Origin of the sequence: Sphingomonas sp. (assembly GCF_019635515.1) — a bacterium.
Classification (GTDB): Bacteria; Pseudomonadota; Alphaproteobacteria; order Sphingomonadales; family Sphingomonadaceae; genus Sphingomonas.
In genome coordinates this window covers 166,984-184,574 of record NZ_JAHBZI010000002.1, presented here as the reverse complement: position 1 = coordinate 184,574, position 17,591 = coordinate 166,984, and the positions used below count along the sequence as shown (strand labels likewise).

The 17,591-nt window shown below is 64.8% G+C and carries 21 protein-coding genes, 1 pseudogene and 1 riboswitch; of the genes and pseudogenes, 7 read left to right on the top strand and 15 right to left on the bottom strand.

Going from position 1 to position 17,591, the window contains the following annotated elements; genetic code table 11:
- Positions 1 to 2: 2 nt before the first annotated feature.
- The 4 genes from KF730_RS13125 to KF730_RS13110 form a co-directional block, all read right to left on the bottom strand.
- Positions 3 to 1,034 (bottom strand): nitronate monooxygenase, encoded by a 1,032-nt coding sequence (locus KF730_RS13125; RefSeq protein WP_294097879.1) that lies wholly within the window; start codon positions 1,032 to 1,034, stop codon positions 3 to 5.
- Between the two features lie 55 nt (positions 1,035 to 1,089).
- Positions 1,090 to 1,818, bottom strand: a complete 729-nt coding sequence (locus KF730_RS13120) for a hypothetical protein (RefSeq protein WP_294097878.1) — start codon at positions 1,816 to 1,818, stop codon at positions 1,090 to 1,092.
- Positions 1,819 to 1,921: 103 nt separating this feature from the next.
- Complete coding sequence (locus KF730_RS13115) at positions 1,922 to 2,851, bottom strand: rhodanese-related sulfurtransferase (protein WP_294099876.1); 930 nt, start codon at positions 2,849 to 2,851, stop codon at positions 1,922 to 1,924.
- A gap of 39 nt (positions 2,852 to 2,890) precedes the next feature.
- Positions 2,891 to 4,141 carry an aspartate kinase gene (locus KF730_RS13110; protein WP_294097876.1) on the bottom strand — a complete coding sequence of 417 codons (1,251 nt, stop codon included), beginning with the start codon at positions 4,139 to 4,141 and terminating at the stop codon, positions 2,891 to 2,893.
- A 58-nt stretch (positions 4,142 to 4,199) separates the two neighbouring features.
- Here KF730_RS13110 and ubiG point away from each other — a divergent pair, with 58 nt between their 5' ends.
- Positions 4,200 to 4,931: a bifunctional 2-polyprenyl-6-hydroxyphenol methylase/3-demethylubiquinol 3-O-methyltransferase UbiG gene (ubiG, locus tag KF730_RS13105; protein WP_294097875.1), complete on the top strand. Its 732-nt coding sequence runs from the start codon at positions 4,200 to 4,202 to the stop codon at positions 4,929 to 4,931.
- Here ubiG and KF730_RS13100 read toward each other — a convergent pair.
- From KF730_RS13100 to KF730_RS13090, 3 genes are all read right to left on the bottom strand, one after another.
- On the bottom strand, positions 4,928 to 5,455 hold the full coding sequence (locus KF730_RS13100) for a hypothetical protein (protein WP_294097874.1): 528 nt from the start codon (positions 5,453 to 5,455) through the stop codon (positions 4,928 to 4,930). The genes ubiG and KF730_RS13100 overlap by 4 nt on opposite strands.
- A gap of 72 nt (positions 5,456 to 5,527) precedes the next feature.
- A complete protein-coding gene (locus tag KF730_RS13095; protein WP_294097873.1) occupies positions 5,528 to 5,899 on the bottom strand; it encodes a tRNA-binding protein in 372 nt (123 codons plus the stop codon).
- A gap of 2 nt (positions 5,900 to 5,901) precedes the next feature.
- Entirely contained in the window at positions 5,902 to 6,252 is a 351-nt protein-coding gene (locus KF730_RS13090; RefSeq protein ID WP_294097872.1) for a GFA family protein, read from the bottom strand.
- Between the two features lie 95 nt (positions 6,253 to 6,347).
- Between KF730_RS13090 and KF730_RS13085 the strand changes: the two genes are divergently transcribed.
- From KF730_RS13085 to KF730_RS13075, 3 genes are read left to right on the top strand one after another with little or no spacing between them, the layout of a single operon-like run.
- Positions 6,348 to 7,046: an endonuclease III gene (locus KF730_RS13085; RefSeq protein WP_294097871.1), complete on the top strand. Its 699-nt coding sequence runs from the start codon at positions 6,348 to 6,350 to the stop codon at positions 7,044 to 7,046.
- 32 nt (positions 7,047 to 7,078) lie between these two features.
- Complete coding sequence (gene ung / locus KF730_RS13080) at positions 7,079 to 7,786, top strand: uracil-DNA glycosylase (RefSeq protein ID WP_294097870.1); 708 nt, start codon at positions 7,079 to 7,081, stop codon at positions 7,784 to 7,786.
- A gap of 36 nt (positions 7,787 to 7,822) precedes the next feature.
- Positions 7,823 to 8,293 carry a pyridoxamine 5'-phosphate oxidase family protein gene (locus tag KF730_RS13075; protein ID WP_294097869.1) on the top strand — a complete coding sequence of 157 codons (471 nt, stop codon included), beginning with the start codon at positions 7,823 to 7,825 and terminating at the stop codon, positions 8,291 to 8,293.
- On the opposite strand, the gene KF730_RS13070 is transcribed toward KF730_RS13075, so the two are convergent.
- Together KF730_RS13070 and KF730_RS13065 are read right to left on the bottom strand one after the other, a co-directional pair.
- The gene (locus tag KF730_RS13070) at positions 8,290 to 9,039 is read right to left on the bottom strand and encodes a 2OG-Fe(II) oxygenase family protein (protein ID WP_294097868.1); all 750 of its coding nucleotides are present in this window, start codon (positions 9,037 to 9,039) and stop codon (positions 8,290 to 8,292) included. The genes KF730_RS13075 and KF730_RS13070 overlap by 4 nt on opposite strands.
- 261 nt (positions 9,040 to 9,300) lie before the next feature.
- Positions 9,301 to 9,585: a LysR family transcriptional regulator gene (locus KF730_RS13065; protein ID WP_294097867.1), complete on the bottom strand. Its 285-nt coding sequence runs from the start codon at positions 9,583 to 9,585 to the stop codon at positions 9,301 to 9,303.
- Positions 9,586 to 9,593: 8 nt separating this feature from the next.
- Here KF730_RS13065 and KF730_RS13060 point away from each other — a divergent pair, with 8 nt between their 5' ends.
- A complete protein-coding gene (locus tag KF730_RS13060) occupies positions 9,594 to 10,688 on the top strand; it encodes a hypothetical protein (protein ID WP_294097866.1) in 1,095 nt (364 codons plus the stop codon).
- Here the strand turns inward: KF730_RS13060 and KF730_RS13055 are convergent.
- A pseudogene (locus tag KF730_RS13055) lies at positions 10,637 to 11,080 on the bottom strand (VOC family protein). The gene KF730_RS13060 and the pseudogene KF730_RS13055 sit on opposite strands and share 52 nt — an antisense overlap.
- Before the next feature lie 110 nt (positions 11,081 to 11,190).
- Between KF730_RS13055 and KF730_RS13050 the strand changes: the two are divergent.
- The gene (locus KF730_RS13050) at positions 11,191 to 12,117 is read left to right on the top strand and encodes a 5'-nucleotidase (RefSeq protein ID WP_294097865.1); all 927 of its coding nucleotides are present in this window, start codon (positions 11,191 to 11,193) and stop codon (positions 12,115 to 12,117) included.
- 27 nt (positions 12,118 to 12,144) lie between these two features.
- Here the strand turns inward: KF730_RS13050 and KF730_RS13045 are convergent, their stop codons facing one another.
- Positions 12,145 to 12,756, bottom strand: coding sequence for a DUF6445 family protein (locus tag KF730_RS13045; RefSeq protein ID WP_294097864.1), 612 nt, complete (start codon positions 12,754 to 12,756; stop codon positions 12,145 to 12,147).
- A 203-nt stretch (positions 12,757 to 12,959) separates the two neighbouring features.
- Positions 12,960 to 14,855, bottom strand: a complete 1,896-nt coding sequence (gene thiC / locus KF730_RS13040; RefSeq protein WP_294097863.1) for a phosphomethylpyrimidine synthase ThiC — start codon at positions 14,853 to 14,855, stop codon at positions 12,960 to 12,962.
- A 34-nt stretch (positions 14,856 to 14,889) separates the two neighbouring features.
- A riboswitch (TPP riboswitch) is annotated at positions 14,890 to 14,998 on the bottom strand.
- Positions 14,999 to 15,123: 125 nt separating this feature from the next.
- Here thiC and KF730_RS13035 point away from each other — a divergent pair.
- Positions 15,124 to 15,504 carry a hypothetical protein gene (locus KF730_RS13035; protein WP_294097862.1) on the top strand — a complete coding sequence of 127 codons (381 nt, stop codon included), beginning with the start codon at positions 15,124 to 15,126 and terminating at the stop codon, positions 15,502 to 15,504.
- Here KF730_RS13035 and KF730_RS13030 read toward each other — a convergent pair.
- Genes KF730_RS13030 through KF730_RS13020 form a run of 3 tightly spaced genes read right to left on the bottom strand, consistent with a single transcriptional unit; the run spans position 15,501 to position 17,565 of the window.
- Positions 15,501 to 16,379 carry a MipA/OmpV family protein gene (locus KF730_RS13030; RefSeq protein ID WP_294097861.1) on the bottom strand — a complete coding sequence of 293 codons (879 nt, stop codon included), beginning with the start codon at positions 16,377 to 16,379 and terminating at the stop codon, positions 15,501 to 15,503. The two genes, KF730_RS13035 and KF730_RS13030, sit on opposite strands and share 4 nt — an antisense overlap.
- 57 nt (positions 16,380 to 16,436) lie before the next feature.
- Positions 16,437 to 16,835 (bottom strand): DUF2141 domain-containing protein, encoded by a 399-nt coding sequence (locus KF730_RS13025; protein ID WP_294097860.1) that lies wholly within the window; start codon positions 16,833 to 16,835, stop codon positions 16,437 to 16,439.
- Entirely contained in the window at positions 16,798 to 17,565 is a 768-nt protein-coding gene (locus KF730_RS13020; RefSeq protein ID WP_294097859.1) for a sterol desaturase family protein, read from the bottom strand. Before KF730_RS13020 ends, KF730_RS13025 begins: the two co-directional genes overlap by 38 nt.
- Positions 17,566 to 17,591 lie beyond the last annotated feature (26 nt).

The window sequence follows — 17,591 nt, the reverse complement described above, 5'->3', positions numbered from 1 at the left end:
GTTCAGGCCGCCCGCTTCTCCAGGGCATGCGCGGCCTCGGCCATCAGCGTGGCGATGATCTCGGCGACGGGCTCTTCCTTGCTGACCATGCCGACCGACTGACCGGCCATCAGCGAACCATTGTCGATATCGCCCTCGATCACCGCGCGGCGCAGCGCCCCGGCCCAATAATGCTCGATCTGGAGCTGCGCCTCGAGCATCTCGACCTTGCCCTCGTCGAGGAGCTGGGCGACTTCGCGCTGCTTGGCGGTGAACAGCTCGGACGAGGCGTTCTTGAGCGCGCGGACGGGAATGACCGGCAGGCGCGGATCGATCTGGACACTGGCGACCGCATCGCGAGCGGAAGCACGGATGAAGGCCTTCTTGAAGTTCGGGTGGGCGATGCTCTCGGTCGCGCAGACGAAGCGGGTGCCGAGCTGGACGCCGGCCGCACCCTGATCGAGATAGCCGGCGATCGCCTCGCCGCGGCCGATGCCGCCGGCGACGAAAACCGGGACCTGCTCGCTGACTTCGGGAAGAATCTCCTGAGCCAGCACGCTGGTCGAGACCGGGCCGATATGGCCGCCGGCTTCCATGCCCTCGACCACCAGCGCGTCGACGCCCGAGCGGATCAGCTTCCTGGCGAGACTGAGGGCGGGCGCGAAACAGATCAATTTGGCGCCATTGGCCTTGATCGCATCGAGGCTGCCGGGCGGGGGCAGGCCGCCGGCGAGAACGACATGGCTGACCCGATGCTTCGCGCACACCGCGATCAAATCCATCAGCTGCGGATGCATGGTGATGAGATTGACGCCGAAGGGCTTGCCGGTGAGCGCGCTGGTCCCCGCGATCTCGGCATCGAGCAGTTCGGGGGTCATCGCGCCGCAGGCGATCAGCCCGAAGCCGCCAGCATTCGACATCGCCGCGACGAGATTGCGCTCGGACACCCACGACATCGCACCGCACATGATGGCGACGTCACTGCCGAGAAATGCCGCGCCACGCGCCATGCGGCGCTGGAGGCGCTCGGCGCCGATCGAGGATGCTGTGCTCATCTCCCTCGCCTACCCGCCGGCGATACGATCCGGCAAGGGGCGAGGCGCGCCGCGCTCATCTGGCGCTGAAGGTATAGTCCACCCGGATCGCGACCCATTCGCCGACCAGTTCCTTGCCACCGACGCGCGGCGGGCGGACGCGGAACTGCCACGCGGCCTGCCGCACCGAACCCGCGAGCCCCGATCCGCGCGGCGACTCGCCCAGCTCCTGGCAATCCTCGACACGATAATTGGCGATGGTGCGGCAGGCGATCAGCCCCCAGCCCGAGGTGCGTGCGCGCGAGGAGATATAACCGTTCAGCTGGGCATTGGTGGGGCGGGTATACCATTCAGCGGCGTAGAGCGGCTCGCCGCCCGGCCCCCTTCCCGGTGCCAGCGGCGTATCCGGGCGTCCCGATCCGCCGGCGGCTGCCGAAGGTGATCCCGGCTCCGACGGGCGCGAGACCATATTCTCCACCCGCGACGCGCGATATTCGTCGCGCGTCATCACGATGAAGGGCAAGGGGCCACGCGGAGTCTCGGGCACCGGTACCGGCGGCGGCGGGATAACCGGCGGCTGCGGCATCGGCGGACGCGGGGCGGCTCTGGTCGGGTGAGGCTTTGCCCGGGCCTTGCTCGTATCGCTGGTTTCGGCGCTGTCTTCGCTGGCGTCTAACGAGAAGGTCGCGGTTCCATTGGCCTTCTTGCCTCCCGGCACCGGCGGCACGAGGAACAACAGCAGCAGGAGCAGCAGCGCTTCGACCGCCAGCGTGAGCAGCAGCGCGACGCCACGGCGGCGCAGCAATCCCGATTCAAATCGCAATCGGGGAACCCGCCACATCACGCGGGCACCAAGCACACAGGATGCGGCGGCAACGCGACCGGAAAATGGCGGATTCGGCGCTGGGTCAATCCGCGTCGGGAAAGACCGCGCCGACATGCGCCTCGCCGCGCGCGGCGGCGAGTTGTTCCTGACGATGCCGCTCGGCGTAGCGGGCGCGCTGCGCTTCGGTGCGCGCGGCATGGCAGGCCGGGCACGACACTCCGGCCTGGTATAAATGCGATGCCTTTTCCGCCGCACCAACCGGCATCCGGCAGGCGCGGCAGAGTTCGTACTCGCCGGGCGTCAGGCCATGCTTCACGGTGACGCGCTCGTCGAACACGAAACAGTCGCCCTGCCAGCGGCTCTCCTCCGCAGGCACCTGTTCGAGATAGGCGAGGATGCCGCCCTTGAGATGATAGACCTGTTCGATGCCTTCGGCCTTGAGGAAGGCGGTCGATTTCTCGCAGCGGATCCCCCCGGTGCAGAACATCGCCACCTTCGGCGCGGCACCGAGTTCGTCGCGATGGGCGCGGAACCAGTCGGGGAATTCGCTGAACGATCTGGTGTGCGGATCGGTGGCCCCGGTGAAGGTACCGAGCGCGACTTCATAATCGTTGCGGGTGTCAATCAGGATCGTGCCCGGCTCGGCGATCAGCGCGTTCCAATCCTGTGGCGCGACATAATGGCCGGTATCGAGCGGATCCACATCGGGTTCGCCCATGGTGACGATCTCGCGCTTTAAGCGGACCTTCATCCGGTGAAACGGCATCGCTGCGGCACGGGATTCCTTGATTTCAATCCCGGCGCAGCCCGGCAGCTGGCGGATCGACTCCAGCACCGCGCCGATGCCCGTGTCGGTACCAGCGATGGTGCCGTTGATGCCTTCGCGGGCGATCAGCAGTGTGCCCTTCACGCCCTGTGCCTTGCAGACGGCCGTCAGCCGCTTCTGGATCGCAGGACAATCCCCGAACCGGGTAAACTGATACAGCGCGGCGACGCGAACGGGCGGAATCATGGTCACGGCCGCGCCCCTAGCAGGAAGCGCGGCGAAAAGTCAGGCGGCGTCTTCGGTGTCCAGCCCGTAAGCGGTATGGAGCACGCGCACGGCCAGCTCGGTATAGTCCTCTTCGATCAGCACCGAGACCTTGATCTCCGACGTGGCGATCGCCTGGATATTGATGCCGCGCTCGCCCAGCGTCTTGAACATCGTCGCGGCGACGCCGGCATGGCTGCGCATCCCGACCCCGACGATCGAGACCTTCGAGACGCGGGTATCGTGGAACATCGCTTCATAGCCGATATCGCCCTTGGACTTTTCCAACACGTCGAGCGCGCGGGCGAGCTCGGCCTGCGGCACGGTGAAGGTCACGTCGGTCGACCCGGTCGAATGGGCGATGTTCTGGACGATCATGTCGACGTTGATGTTGGCATCGGCGAGCGGCGTGAAGATCGAGGCGACCGAACCGGGGCGGTCGGGCACCGCGGTCAACGTCACCTTGGCCTCGTTCTTGTCGTGCGCGATGCCCGTGATGAGCTGGCGTTCCATGTCGTCAATCTCCTCTTCGCCCACGATCAGCGTGCCCGGCTCGCTATCGCCATCGGCATCGACAAACGAGGACAGCACCTGGACGCGGACGCCCTCCTTCATCGCCAGCCCCACCGAGCGCGTCTGGAGCACCTTGGCCCCGACGCTGGCGAGTTCGAGCATTTCCTCATAGGTGATGCGCTTCAGCTTGCGCGCCCTCGGCACGATGCGCGGATCGGTGGTGTAGACCCCGTCGACATCGGTGTAGATATCGCAGCGATCGGCCTGCATCGCCGCCGCCATCGCCACCGCCGAAGTATCCGAGCCGCCGCGGCCGAGCGTGGTGACGCGCTCGCCCGGCGCAAGCCCCTGAAAACCGGGGATCACCGCGACTTCGCCTGCCGCCAGCGACGTATTGAGCGCGGTGGTGTCGATATCGGCGATGCGCGCCGAGGCATGGCCGTCCGAGGTGCGGATCGGCAGCTGCCAGCCCATCCAGCTACGCGCCTGCACGCCGATCGCCTGCAATGCGATCGCCAGCAAGCCGCTAGTGATCTGCTCGCCGGCCGAGACGACGACGTCATATTCCTTGGGGTCGTAGAGCGACGAGGCTTCACGGCAGAAGCCGACCAGCCGATCGGTCTCGCCCGCCATCGCCGAGACGACGACCGCGACCTGGTTGCCGGCGTCATGCTCACGCTTGACCCGCGCGGCTACGCTGCGGATGCGCTCGATCCCCGCCATCGACGTGCCGCCGAACTTCATCACGATGCGCGCCATGGAGAGTTAGTTGCTTCCGGGCCTTGGGAACAGGAAGCCAGGCTGATAGGAGCCGCGCATGGCCAAGGCAACAATAGCAACTATTGACCCGCGTGAAGCTGAGCATTTCGGCAAGCTCGCCGCCGACTGGTGGGACCCCAGGGGCTCTTCGGCGATGCTGCACCGGCTCAATCCGGCGCGGCTCGGCTATATCCGCGCGGCGGTGGACGCGCATTGGGGTGGTGACGGCGCGTCGTTCACGCCGCTTGCCGGGCTGACCGGGGTCGATGTCGGCTGCGGTGCGGGGCTGCTGACCGAGCCGCTGGCGCGGCTGGGCGCGGCGATGACCGGAGTGGACGCCGCGGCCGAGAATATCGGCGCGGCGCGGGCACATGCCGCGGCCGGCGGGCTCGATATCGACTATATCGCCGGCGGCATCGAGGATCTGACCGGGCGGAAATTCGATCTGGTCGTGTCGATGGAGGTGATCGAGCATGTCAGCGATCCCGCCGCGTTCGTGCGCGGACTGGCGCGCGCGCTGGCACCGGGCGGGCTGATGGTGCTGTCGACACCCAACCGCACGCCGCTGTCGAAGCTGGCGATGATCACCGTCGGCGAAGGCACCGGCATGATCCCCAAGGGGACGCATGACTGGAACCGCTTCCTCAATCCCGAGGAACTGGAGGCGTTGCTGAGCGAGGCCGGGCTCAGGATGATCGACCGCTCGGGCCTCAGCTTCTCGCCGGCGCGCGGCTTCGTCACCTCGCCTAACGAAGCGCTCAACTATCTGGTGACGGCGGTTCGCGCCTAGGCGCCCGCGTCGAGCACCGCGACCGCGCCCAGCACGGCGACGTGATTACCGGTATTGAGGTGGAACGCGGCGTTGAGCGTGCCCCTGGGGTACGCAGCGTCGGCCACCCCGCTGACCTGATAAAGCTTCCATTGCGGCGTGATCGTCACGCCTTCGCCGAAGATCCTGGTATAGGGCGCACTGGCGAGCTGGAGCTGGGCGGATGCAATGCTGGCGGTGCCGGTGCCCTGCAGCTTCGCCCAGAAATAGATGGTGATCTTGTCGCCTGCCTTGATGGGCTTGATGATCGGGACGTTGACGCCGATCGCCCAGACATTGCCGTTCCCGGTCACCGCGATCGGCAACGCGCGGCCGCCCTCGACGCCATCATCGGCGATCGTTTTCGGCACCGGCTGGAGGCCATAGACCTGGAAGCTCGCCGGATTGGGATTGTTGAGCATCACCGGCTCCTGCGCCAGCGGCGCGCTTGCCAGCGCGACCGGAACCGCCGCGAGCCCCATCAGCGTCGCAATCCCCAGCTTCATGACCCTCTCCTCCATTATTCGCAGCAGGTTATGTCCGGCAGCGGCCGCAATCAATTGCAATGTTAGCGCTATCTAGAACAATCGTCCGCCATCCGGCACGGGCTTGCCGGGTCGCAGCAGCACCACCCTACCCTCGGCATCGGGGAAGCCCAGCGTCAGCACTTCGGACATCACCGGGCCGATCTGGCGCGGCGGGAAATTGACCACCGCCGCGACCTGGGTGCCGGGCAGATCCTCAAGCGCGTGATGCTCGGTGATCTGCGCCGAGGAGCGTTTGACCCCGATCGCCGGGCCGAAATCGATCAGCAACTTATAGGCGGGCTTGCGCGCCTCCGGAAAGGGCAGCGCTTCGACGATGGTGCCGACGCGGATATCGACGGCGAGGAACTGATCGAACCCGATCGTCTCGGCGGGCAATGCGGCGGGATCGTGGGTGACGTGCATGGCTAGCGGCTCGCGCCATCGACATGCTGGACCTTGAGCGCATCGAGATCCACGCCGTCGGCGCAACGCAGATTGATCACCGTCACCGCCTGGCCGCCGGGCCCGGTGCCTTCGCCGAACGGAGCGCAGCCGCAGGTCTTGCAGAATTGGTGGCGGATATTGTGGCTCTTGAAGGTGTAGGTGGTGATCTCGCCGCGGCTGGTGTGCAGGATGAATTTGTCTGGCGTCGTGAAGTGCAGCAGATAGCCCTTCCGCCGGCAGATCGAGCAATTGCACGCCATCGCGCCCTGCGGCGGATCCTCTGCCAGCGTGTATTTGATCGCGCCGCAATGACAGCTTCCGGTGACGGGCATCTTTATCTTCCTCCGATCGAAAACCAGCTGTGCCATCCCGTGCGCGGCCGCACCAGCCTAGTTGCATTGTTCTCTTTATGTTCTATAGTAAATGCATGCAATCCAGTTTCGGATTCAACGGGCATGACGATATCGCGCGCTGGCAGGCTGCGCTGGCCCCTTTGCTTCGCCATGCCGAATTGTTGCCGCCACGGCGCCCGCTCGGGCAGCTGATCAAGTCGATGATCAGCGGGCGGACACGCGATGCCGTGTCGCAGGCCGCCTATGACGGACTGGTCGCGCGGTTCGGATCGCCAAGGCGCATTGCCCGGTCGAGCCCGGATCAGCTGCTGGCGGTGATCGGCAATGTCACCTTTGCCGAGGACAAGGCGGCCAATGTCGTCGCGGCATTGCGCCGGATCGAGCGCGAGACGCCCGGATACAAGCTCGATTTCCTCGGCGAATGGGCGCTGACCGATGCGCTGGCCTGGCTCGAGCGGCTGCCCGGCGTCGGGCGCAAGGTGGCAGCCTCGACACTCAACGCCAGCACGTTGTCGCGGCCGGTGTTTATCGTCGACAGCCATGTGCTGCGTATCCTGCAACGGCTTGGCTTCGTGGCAACCAATGCCGAAGCGCGCGTGGCGAGCGAGGCGGTTACGGCGGCAATGTCCGAATGGAGCGGGTCCGACTTCCTGAACTATCATGTCGTGATGAAGCTGCTCGGCCAGCATGTCTGCCGGAGCCAAGAGCCCGATTGCCGCCGTTGCCCGCTCGCCCGCGACTGCAAAAGCCGTGTGAGAGGGAGGGCCGATTGACGCGGTAGCCCCGCTTGCCGCATCTGGCGGGTATGGCCGACCCCAAACTGCATCCGAGCTGGCTGGAGCCGCTGCGGCCGGAGTTCGCCGATCCCTATATGGCGGCGCTCCGCCAGTTCCTGGTGGCGGAAAAGGCGGCGGGGAAGCGGATATTTCCCAGGGGAGAGAACTGGTTCCGCGCGCTCGATCTGACGCCGCTGGAGCAGGTTCGCGTCGTCATCCTCGGGCAGGACCCCTATCATGGCGAGGGACAGGCGCATGGGCTGTGCTTCTCGGTCCAGCCGGGAGTGCGCACCCCGCCGAGCCTGCAGAATATCTACAAGGAAATGGAGGCGGATCTCGGTATTCCCCGCGCCCGGCACGGCTTTCTCGAACATTGGGCCGAGCAAGGGGTGCTGCTGCTCAACGCGGTGCTGACGGTGCAGATGGGCATGGCGGCGTCGCATCAGGGGCGCGGATGGGAGCGCTTCACCGACGCCGTCATCCGCCTGGTCAATGCCAAGGCCGAGCCGGTGGTGTTCCTGCTATGGGGCAGCCACGCCCAGAAGAAGGCGGCGTTCGTCGATTCGATCGACAAGGGCGGGCGGCATCTGGTGCTCAAGGCCCCCCATCCCTCGCCGCTGGCCGCGCATTCGGGCTTTTTCGGGTGCAAGCACTTCTCCAAGGCCAATGACTTCCTCAAGAGCCGCGGCCTGAAGCCGATCGACTGGGCGCTGCCGCACGAACCCAAAGCGGCCTGACCGCGTTACCCGCTCCACACTTCAGGAGCATGGACCATGGCCAAGACCCTCGCCGAGATCGCCGAGATGATGCGCGACATCGACTTCGCGATGCTTTCCACCCATTCGGACGGCGGCACGATCGCCTCGCGGCCGATGAGCAACAATCGCGACGTGGAATATGACGGCGACAACTGGTTCTTCAGCATGGAGGACACCCGCCTCGTCGATGATATCCGCGCCAATCCCAAGGTCGCATTGGGTTTCCAGGGCAAGGCCGGGCTGCTCAAGATGAAGCCGGTGTTCGTCTCGATCGAGGGCACCGCCAGCATCATCAAGGACAAGGCGCTGTTCGAGGAACATTGGACCAAGGACCTGTCGCTATGGTTCGAGCAGGGCGTGGACACGCCGGGGCTGGTGCTGATCAAGGTCCATGGCGAGCGCGCCCATTACTGGGACGGCGAGGACCAGGGCGACCTGCAACTGGCCGGCGCGACCGCGGACAGCGTGGCGACCGCGACCGGCTAATAAGCGACGCGCCCGAACGGCCCCGGCGGCGCATCGCGGCGGAACCAGCCGGTCACCGAATAGCGGTTCTCCGGGCAGAAGCTCGACACCATGCCGACGCTGTGATCGCGGGGGATCTGGAACAGGTTGATCGCGTTGAACGCCGGGCAATAGGCCTTTTCGATATCGTACGAGCCTTCGTCGAAGAATTGGAGGAAGCCGCCCCAATCGCGCTGCCAGTTCGGCGTGAAATTGAGCACATAGGCGGTGACGCGGCTATCGCGGTCATCGGCATCGGTGTGCTCCTTGAGGAAATTGCCCGAGCGGAACAGGGTCGCATGCGCGTCGATCCACTGGATATCGGGGCAGCCGGTGAGCGTGCGGAAATAATCGAGCGTCGCTGGCGCGTTGAGGAATTCCATGACGCACAGGATCGGATCCTTGGGCAGCGCCGGATCGAAATAATGCGCGATCATCGGATTGAACTGGTAGAGATATTGATAGCCGGCGCGCGCGCGCTGCTGGATGCCGGCGAGGATCTGGTTGAGCTGCGGCTGGGTCAGCCGCGCCAGATATTCGGGCGGGAGCTGATGGACCTTGGGCCCGTCGTTGAAGGCCAGCCACCATGGCGTCTCGTGGCGCAGGATATGGTGGATGCGATCGGCATGCTCGCGCACCAGGAAATCGCGGATCTGCATACGGCCGCCGCCAGCGGCATAGGCCCTGGCCAGCGCGGCGGGATCATGGGCGGGATTGATGCTGATCACGAATGCGTCTCCATGCCCCGCGCTATCCAACCGCCACGCGCCGAGCGCAAGACCGCTGGCGGGCGCGAATGTTGATGAAGTTTAGTGTTTTCCGGGGACTCAACATTGGCGCCTCTGGGGAAATGCCGGTTGGCGACGCCGGGGCGACAGCCACGCGACACCGGCGCGACGGCCAAACGACGCCCGCGCGACAGATGCGCGACACCCGGCGACGGCGGCGAGACGCGCACGCGACACCGGGGCGACGGGTCCGCGACACTTTCACCGCGCGGGCCGCGCGGCGGGCGGCGGCGGGACATCGGCGGCATAGGGATCGGCCATGCGGCGGGCATATCCGGCGAGGGCGCGATCCCAGACCGCGTCGAACGGCATACCGGCAAGGCGCCGGCGCAGGCCATAGGCGCTCGACCGCGACATGCCGGCGGCGCGCGCCGCGCGGGCGACGCTGCCGGTCTCGAGCAGGGCGGCGAGGAAGATGCGCTGGCGCCCGGGCGTCCATTGCGGGCGGGCGGGCGGCGGGGGCGATGCGGCGGCTGGCTGTTCCATCGGCCAGCATGAAGCAGACCAAATCCTACATTGCCAGCGGCGCGTTCGGCGTGGCGGATTCGCTGGAAAGCCGCGAATCCGGCCATCTTGGATATGGACGCATCTTCAAGGCTGCTGATATGTTCGCCGCAATCGGGGTGGGGGGAACGGCGATGGGATGGAAGCATCTGGCGGGAATGGCGGCGGCGTCCGCGATCGCGATCACACCCGCGGCCGCGCAGGTCCGTACCTATGTCGCCACCGATGGCCGGACCTATATGACCTATCCGGCCAACTACACCACGCTCCGGGCCAAGATCGGCATATCCTATGATCTGGCGATGCTCGTGAAGGACGGGCTCTATTGCTACCGCGTCACCGGTGTGGACCGCGATTCGGCATTCAGCGCGCTGCGCCCCGGCGACTGCATCTACTCGATCGGCGACAGCTATTTCCGCGCGCAGAGCGACCTCGACGCCTTTGTCGGCACCTTTCCCGCCGGAACCCGGATCAAGATCTCCTATTTCGACTCGGCGAGCAACTGGACGACGCGGGCGCTGATCGGCCCCCTCGTCTATCGCTACCCCGCCGCCCAGCCCAATTATGCCGCGGCGAACGCCAACGCCGCCGCCCAGCTCAACCGCGAGATCGAGGCGGTGATCCTCAAGGACGAGCCGGGCTGGTGGACCAGCTATGACCGCGGCAGCATCAACGGCGCGCATATCCGCGCCACCTCGCCAGACGGGCGCACCACCGTTGCCCGCGCCTATTACAGCTATAATGGCGGCACCCGCGACTGGGTCGACGTCAAGGTCAGCGACGGCAAGTTCGTGTGCATGCAATATGGCAGCGAGAGCAAGGGATGCCGGGCGATCTATTCAGGCGGATCGGGCTATGGCGGCTATGTGCTGGGCGCGGTCGCGCTCGGCGTGGTCGCGCTGCTGATGAGCGGGGGATCGGGCGGCGGATCGTCGGACGGCTATGCGAGCGGCAATGCCGGCGGCGACGACAGCCGCTATCGGCCACGGCCGGGCTACACGCCCCCGCCCGAACCGCGCGACCCGCCGCGCAGCTATGGACTGCATGGCGACTGCCCGCAGCCGGGCGCCGGATATGGCTGCTGAGCGCGCTCAGTCCCGGGTGAATTCCACCAGGTCCCAGAGTCCGCGAACACGGCGACGGTGCCGTAATCGTGGGTGGCGGGTTCGCGGACGAAGGTGACGCCGCGCGCTTTGTAGGCGGCGTAGTCGCGGGCGAAATTGTCGGTGGCGAGAAACAGGAAGACGCGGCCGCCGGACTGGTTGCCTATGGCTTGCTGCTGCTCGGGCGTGGTGGCGCGGGCGAGGAGGACGGTGGTGGCGTTTTCGGGCGCGCCCGGTAGCGCGATGGTGACCCAGCGTTTGTCTTGCGCGGGCTGGTCCGCCTACGTCGCTTCGACGAGGGTGAAGCCGAGGGTGTTGGTGTAGAAGGCCAGGGCTTCGTCATAGTCTCGGACGAGGACGGCGATGTGGGCCAAGTGGGGCAAGGCGAAGACTTTCAAGTACCACGGACTACGGACTACGGACTACGGATCGACTGACGAAGCAAGCACTTTAAACGTTTCGTAACCATAACTATATTGTGCCGATGGCCTACCCCATTGAAAACAAGCTTGTCGTCGGTATCACATCGACAGCGCTCTTTGATTTTTCCAAAGAACATGAGATTTTTGTCACGGAGGGCTTAGAGGCTTTTCGGGCCTTTCAGACTGAGCACCGCAAAGAGCTTCCACTTCCCGGTGCGGCTTTTCCTTTCATTAAGCGCCTTCTGCATCTCAACACGGTATTTCCTGAGGAACGGCCCGTGGAAGTCATTATGCTTTCCCGTAATGATCCCGAAGCGGGGTTGCGGATGATGGATGCAATGCCGCATTACGGTTTGGACATCAGTCGTTCGTTCTTTCTATCAGGAGGGGTGCCTTATCCATACATGAAGGCTGTGAATGCCTGTCTCTATCTCAGCACGAATAAGCACGAGGTAAAGGAAGCGGTAGCGGGAGGCTATCCCGCAGGACATGTACTCCCGTGTGCAGCCGCTGCCTTGGATGAAGGTGATACCCAACTTAGGATTGCGTTCGACTTCGACGGCGTGCTGGTCGATGACGAAGCTGAAACCCAATACGCCGACGGCGGCTTGCCGCTATTTTTTCACTATGAGGTAGAAAATAAGGACCGCCCATTGAGGGACGGGCCTCTGATGCCTTTAATGAAACGGCTGTCCGCTATCCAGAAATTACAGGGTGAAAATTCTAGTCGTATAAATAGTCCCGATAAGGCGATTAGGATATCAATTGTCACCGCTCGCAATGCACCTGCCCATGAGCGCCTTATCAATACAATGAAGCATCTTGGCCTTGAGACCGACGAGTTATTTCTGACCGGAGGTATTGAAAAGAAGAATATTCTAGACATTATGAAGCCACAGATATTCTTTGATGACCAAATCGGTCACCTTACTCCGGCATCAGATAACACACCTTGCGTGCATATACCTTTCGGCATTCGCAATAAGTAGAGATATTCACTGCCTTGATTCCTACGTTTACTTTTTATCACGCGCAAAAAACATCAAATGCGCCAGCCGCCCGTTCTCCGCCCGATCTCCAAACCCTGCCGCCGAATTGTGGAACATCCACGGGCTGAACAGGATCAGGCGGTTGAAGCGCATCGGGGCGGTGAAGGTCTTTTCCCATTTGGCGGGCTTCAATGTGTCGTGGTTGACCACTTCCTCGATCAGCGCGTTCACATCGGCATAGCCGGCGGCGTGGATGGCCTCGGCGGTCTGGGGCACACGGTCGAGGTTGGTGCGGCGGTGGCGGTAGAAGTCGGTGCCGCCTCTGCAGTCCTCCGGCAGGCTCAGATAGAGGATGCCGGAATAGAATGCGGGATCGATATGGACGCCGCTGAGGCCGCGATCGCCCTTTAGCGTCAGACGGCAATAGCCGTGGAGGGTGTTGGGAGCGGCCTGGACGGGCGTGCCGATGACCTGGCTGACATAGTCGTCTAGGCCCTTGATCGAGAGGCTGCGCTCGGAGGTGATGCCGGGATAGTTGCCGTGCTTGCTCGCGGGATCGTAGCCGAGGTTCAGCGCCTGGCGGCGGAGCTCTTGGGGGTTGGCGGCGAAATCGTCGATGATGAGGAAGCTGGGGGGCATGAGCGGAAGGGTACCGCCCTAGTTCCTCTTCGTCACCCCGGGGCTTGACCCGGGCCCCGCTGCTTTGCCGTTGGCGTGAAGAGGCAGAAGAAGCGGGATCCCGGCTCAAGGCCGGGAAGACGAAGTAGGAGTTGGGTGCACTGACCCTCACCCTTCCGCCGCTTTGCGGCTCCCTCCCTCTCCCCCGGGGGAGAGGGAATTAGCTAGTCGTGATCGCGGCCGCCGGCGCCCATATAGAGCTCGCTGCCGGTTTCCTTGAAGCGCTTGCTCATCTCTTCCATGCCGGCGAGCGCCGCGGCCTTGCTGGCGGCGGCGGTTTCGGCGCCGGTGGGGCCGGTGGCGATGAAGCCTTCGGCGGACTGGTTCTGCTTGGTCGCGAACTCCCGCACTTCCTGGCTGATCTGCATCGAGCAGAATTTGGGGCCGCACATCGAGCAGAAATGGGCGGACTTGGCACCCTCTGCGGGCAAGGTCTGGTCGTGATATTGCTCGGCGGTGTCGGGATCGAGCGACAGGTTGAACTGGTCGCGCCAGCGGAATTCGAACCTTGCGCGCGACAGGGCATCGTCGCGCATCCGGGCCGCCGGATGCCCCTTGGCGAGATCGGCGGCGTGGGCGGCGAGCTTGTAGGTGACGACGCCGACCTTGACGTCGTCGCGGTCGGGGAGCCCCAGATGCTCCTTGGGGGTGACGTAGCAGAGCATCGCCGTGCCGTACCAGCCGATCATCGCCGCGCCGATGCCGCTGGTGATGTGATCATAGCCGGGGGCGATATCGGTGGTGAGCGGCCCGAGCGTGTAGAAGGGGGCTTCGCCGCAGACCTCCAATTGCTTGTCCATATTCTCCTTGATCTTGTGCATCGGCACATGGCCGGGGCCTTCGATCATCACCTGCACGTCCTGCGCCCAGGCGCGGTGGGTGAGCTCGCCCAAGGTATAGAGCTCGCTGAACTGGGCTTCGTCATTGGCGTCGGCGATCGAGCCGGGGCGCAGGCCGTCGCCCAAGGAATAGGCGATGTCATAGGCCTTCATGATCTCGGTGATCTCGTCGAAGCGCTCGTAGAGGAAGCTCTCGCGGTGGTGCGCCAGGCACCATTTGGCCATGATCGAGCCGCCACGGCTGACGATGCCGGTGACGCGCTTCGCCGCCATCGGGATATAGGCCAGGCGGACGCCGGCATGGATGGTGAAATAATCGACGCCCTGCTCGGCCTGCTCGATCAGCGTGTCGCGGTAGATTTCCCAGGTCAGCTCCTCGGCGACGCCGCCGACCTTTTCGAGCGCCTGATAGATCGGGACGGTGCCAATCGGGACCGGCGAGTTGCGCAGGATCCATTCGCGGGTGTCATGGATGTTGCGGCCGGTGGAGAGGTCCATGACGGTGTCGGCGCCCCAGCGGATCGACCAGACCATCTTGTCGACTTCGGACGCCACGTCGCTGGCGACGGCGGAGTTGCCGATATTGGCGTTGATCTTGACCAGGAAATTGCGGCCGATCGCCATCGGCTCGGTTTCGGGGTGGTTGATGTTGCTGGGGATGATGGCGCGGCCGCGAGCGACCTCGTCGCGGACGAATTCGGGGGTGACGTAATCGGGGATGGCGGCGCCGAAGGATTCGCCGTCGCGGGTGTATTCGCGGAGGCGCTGGCGGCCGAGATTCTCGCGGGTGGCGACATATTCCATCTCGGGCGTGATGATGCCGCGGCGGGCATAATGCATCTGGCTGACATTATGGCCGGGCTTGGCGCGCAGGACCTGCTTGCGGATATTGGGGAAGGGCTGGACGCCGCCCGAACGGTCCGGGCCGAGCTGGCCATTGTCCTCGGGGCGGACTTCGCGCTGGGCGACTTGCTCGACATCGCCGCGGCCGCGAATCCAGTCGCGGCGGAGCTCGGGGAGACCGGCCATGATGTCGATGCGGGCTTGCGGATCGGAATAGGGGCCGGAGGTGTCGTAGACGCGCAAGGGGGGCTCGCCCGACGAGGGCTCGAGGTCGATCTCGCGCATCGCGACGTTCAAGGGTCCGACATGGACTTTCCGCGAGCCGCGGATCGGGCCGGTGGTGACGGTCAACTCAGTGCGGGCGGGAATGTCGGCCATGGTCTTCTCCAATCTCGGGAGAAAACGGACCTCTTTCGCGAAGCCGCCCACTCCCTACGCCGGTGTCAGCCGGATCAGGTTCAGCGGGTCGGAGGCTGCTGCCTCCCTCTCAAGCGCGCATCGAGCGCTCCCCCGGGGATGGCGGGCGTTGTAGGCGTTCGCCGCCTGGCGTCCAAGCTTTTGTTCGCGCCGAACAAGCCGGGCGCGTTCGCCATTTCTTAATCCGAGCGGAGGCTAGGTGGATGTACCCGATTTAGAGAGCCGGCCAATGACCGATCAGGAAGAACGCCGCGCGCAATTCACGAGAAGGTTCAATCGCAACATGATGTTGCTGCCAGGTGCCTTGGCATCGGCGATGCTGGTCTGCGGCTTCACCGCGTATCAGGGGTGGAGCACCGGCCGGATAAGCTTCTTTGGCGGCATTACCGAGGCGAGTGCCAACGCCTTTGCCTTCCACTACCGGCTGTTCATGCATTCGGCGATCGCGCTGGCCTCGGCGATGACATTGGGCTTTCTCGCCTGGCGGGTGACGCTGCGGCTGCGCGCTGGCGGGAAGCTGATCCCGCCCGACGCCGCGAACCGTGCCTTCGACTATATCGAGAAACACGGCATCAACCGCAAACCCCAAGGTCCGCCGCCCGCTCCCTAAAACGTCAGCGCCAGCCCGGCGGCGCCGGTCCATTGCTTGCGGTCACCGGCGATGCTGACGATCGGCGAGTCCGCGAAATCGCCGACCAGCTTCTTGTAGGTGCCGCCGACGACCAGGCTCAGGCCCTTGGTGAGGTTGCCGGTCAGGGCATAGGTGAAGAAGCCACCGAAGCTGATGTCCTTCTGGCCGCCTTGCGGGCGGAAAGCGGGCAGGCCGCTGGCGAGCGACTGGGCGGGCGTGACGCCGAAATAGAGCCGGGCATAGCGATCCTCGGCGATCTCGGCCGAGGTGAAGATGCTGACCAGCGCCCTGGTGCTGAGCGGCGTGGTGTAGGTCAGCACCGGGTTCCAGACGCCGCTGCGATTGGCGCCGCTGATGCCCTTGCGATAGCTGACGCTCAGGCTGAGCTTGTCGAAATCGCTGGTGATCAGCCCGGTATAGCCGATGCCGGCATAGGCGCCGACCTCGACCGAGGTGTCGATCTCACCGAGACGGCGGACACGCAGGTCGCGGATCGCATCACGGTTGCTGCGGTTCATGTTGAGCACCGCGACCGGGCCGAGCTGGAAGTCCCAGCCGGGGCCGGTGCCGTCGGGGACGACATCGATCGAGGCGCGGTTGGCGAGCACGGTGAAGCTCATCCCCGCGACCGTGCCGTTGGCGGCGGGAATCGGCGACCAGCGATTGTGCGACGAGCCCTCGTAATCGGGATAATAGGCCGCGCCCGCGCCGATGGTGAGACGGCTGTCGCCCTCGCGCGCCACCGATGCCTGCTCCTGCGTCGCGGCCTGTTCGGGAACGGCGGGCGCGTCCTGCGCGAAAGCGGCGGATGCGCACAGGAACGGGAAAACGAAAGCGGCGCTACGCACGAACATCGACAGGCTCCGGAAATATATTGCAGCCGCGAAACGCTGCCAGAGCCGGGTTCGTTCCTATAGCAGATATCGCATCCGGATCTGTTGCATTCCGGCACTTGCTCCCAGTTCGAAACGGGCGGCGGCGAAGCTGGGCGGGCCGAAGCCGATTGCCGGGTTGCGCGAGAAGCCGAAACCTTCGCGGGGGATACCCATCATCGTATCGAGCCTGGCGTTGTCATTGGCATCGTGGATCACGGCGATGGCATAGATGCCGGGGGCGAGACCGGTGAAGCGGATGCGCGGATTGCTGGCCGGCAGCGTTCGGCGCAGCGAGGCGGGATCCTTGCTGCAATCGGGAAACGCCCTGGGCTCGCGGGTCAGGCAAAGCTGGATGACGCCCTTTTGCGAGCGCAGCGCGATGATTTCGATCTGGAGGCTAGCGGTTTCGTTGGTGGGCGCCGCGGCCGCCAGCAACGGGCCTGCCAGAACGGGCAAAATCGCCAAGGCCCTTGTCGGTACCGCACAACCGGTCCCAGTGGCGGAAATAAAGGCCATAATTGCATCCATAATAGTCGTGGTGGCGCTGGTGATGGCTGGCCGTGATCAGCCACGCGCCCAATCGCCCCCGGTGCATGAAGCGGGGAAAGATTTCCCAGCCCATGTGATTGGTGACGCCCATAAGCGTCATCACCGCCAGCACGAAGCCCAGCGCGGCGGGGTGAATCGGAATTACGAACACCAGTGCCGGAATTACCACAGCGCCGGTAAGCGCCTCGGCCCAGTGGAAGCTCATCGCCGCCCAGGCGGTGGGCGGTCGGCTGGCGTGATGGACGGCATGGGCGATGCGGAACAGCGCCGGGCGGTGCATCAGCCGGTGGGTCCAGTAGAACCAGGCGTCATGAGCGAGGAGATAGAGCAGCACCGAGAGCGGCAGATACCAGAGCGGCCAGGCGTGCAGATCGGTGTAGATCCGCGTCCAGCCGCGATTCTGCCAGCCCCAGGCGACGATCCCGGCGGGCACGCCATAGATCGCGGCGCTGGCGAGGCTCCAGCCGATCTCCTTGCGGATCTGCGCGTCGAGGCCGGTGTAGAGGCCGGGATGACGGGCGCGGGTGGCGAAGGCGAAGGCGCCCGAGACGATCAGGTAGCGGACCCCGACGATCAGCGTCATGGCCAGCGCGGAGAGGAGGATGGCGAAAGTCACACCCTCTCCTAGCGGGTTTGCGGCGC

What these genes read in the sequence shown, in the direction of transcription:
- KF730_RS13125 (WP_294097879.1), bottom strand. Translation starts at nt 1,034, where the DNA reads ATGAGCACAGCATCCTCGATCGGCGCCGAGCGCCTCCAGCGCCGCATG.
- KF730_RS13115 (WP_294099876.1), bottom strand. Translation starts at nt 2,851, where the DNA reads ATGATTCCGCCCGTTCGCGTCGCCGCGCTGTATCAGTTTACCCGGTTC.
- KF730_RS13110 (WP_294097876.1), bottom strand. Translation starts at nt 4,141, where the DNA reads ATGGCGCGCATCGTGATGAAGTTCGGCGGCACGTCGATGGCGGGGATC.
- ubiG (WP_294097875.1), top strand. Translation starts at nt 4,200, where the DNA reads ATGGCCAAGGCAACAATAGCAACTATTGACCCGCGTGAAGCTGAGCAT.
- KF730_RS13100 (WP_294097874.1), bottom strand. Translation starts at nt 5,455, where the DNA reads ATGAAGCTGGGGATTGCGACGCTGATGGGGCTCGCGGCGGTTCCGGTC.
- KF730_RS13095 (WP_294097873.1), bottom strand. Translation starts at nt 5,899, where the DNA reads ATGCACGTCACCCACGATCCCGCCGCATTGCCCGCCGAGACGATCGGG.
- KF730_RS13090 (WP_294097872.1), bottom strand. Translation starts at nt 6,252, where the DNA reads ATGCCCGTCACCGGAAGCTGTCATTGCGGCGCGATCAAATACACGCTG.
- KF730_RS13085 (WP_294097871.1), top strand. Translation starts at nt 6,348, where the DNA reads ATGCAATCCAGTTTCGGATTCAACGGGCATGACGATATCGCGCGCTGG.
- ung (WP_294097870.1), top strand. Translation starts at nt 7,079, where the DNA reads ATGGCCGACCCCAAACTGCATCCGAGCTGGCTGGAGCCGCTGCGGCCG.
- KF730_RS13075 (WP_294097869.1), top strand. Translation starts at nt 7,823, where the DNA reads ATGGCCAAGACCCTCGCCGAGATCGCCGAGATGATGCGCGACATCGAC.
- KF730_RS13065 (WP_294097867.1), bottom strand. Translation starts at nt 9,585, where the DNA reads ATGGAACAGCCAGCCGCCGCATCGCCCCCGCCGCCCGCCCGCCCGCAA.
- KF730_RS13060 (WP_294097866.1), top strand. Translation starts at nt 9,594, where the DNA reads ATGAAGCAGACCAAATCCTACATTGCCAGCGGCGCGTTCGGCGTGGCG.
- KF730_RS13050 (WP_294097865.1), top strand. Translation starts at nt 11,191, where the DNA reads ATGGCCTACCCCATTGAAAACAAGCTTGTCGTCGGTATCACATCGACA.
- KF730_RS13045 (WP_294097864.1), bottom strand. Translation starts at nt 12,756, where the DNA reads ATGCCCCCCAGCTTCCTCATCATCGACGATTTCGCCGCCAACCCCCAA.
- thiC (WP_294097863.1), bottom strand. Translation starts at nt 14,855, where the DNA reads ATGGCCGACATTCCCGCCCGCACTGAGTTGACCGTCACCACCGGCCCG.
- KF730_RS13035 (WP_294097862.1), top strand. Translation starts at nt 15,124, where the DNA reads ATGACCGATCAGGAAGAACGCCGCGCGCAATTCACGAGAAGGTTCAAT.
- KF730_RS13030 (WP_294097861.1), bottom strand. Translation starts at nt 16,379, where the DNA reads ATGTTCGTGCGTAGCGCCGCTTTCGTTTTCCCGTTCCTGTGCGCATCC.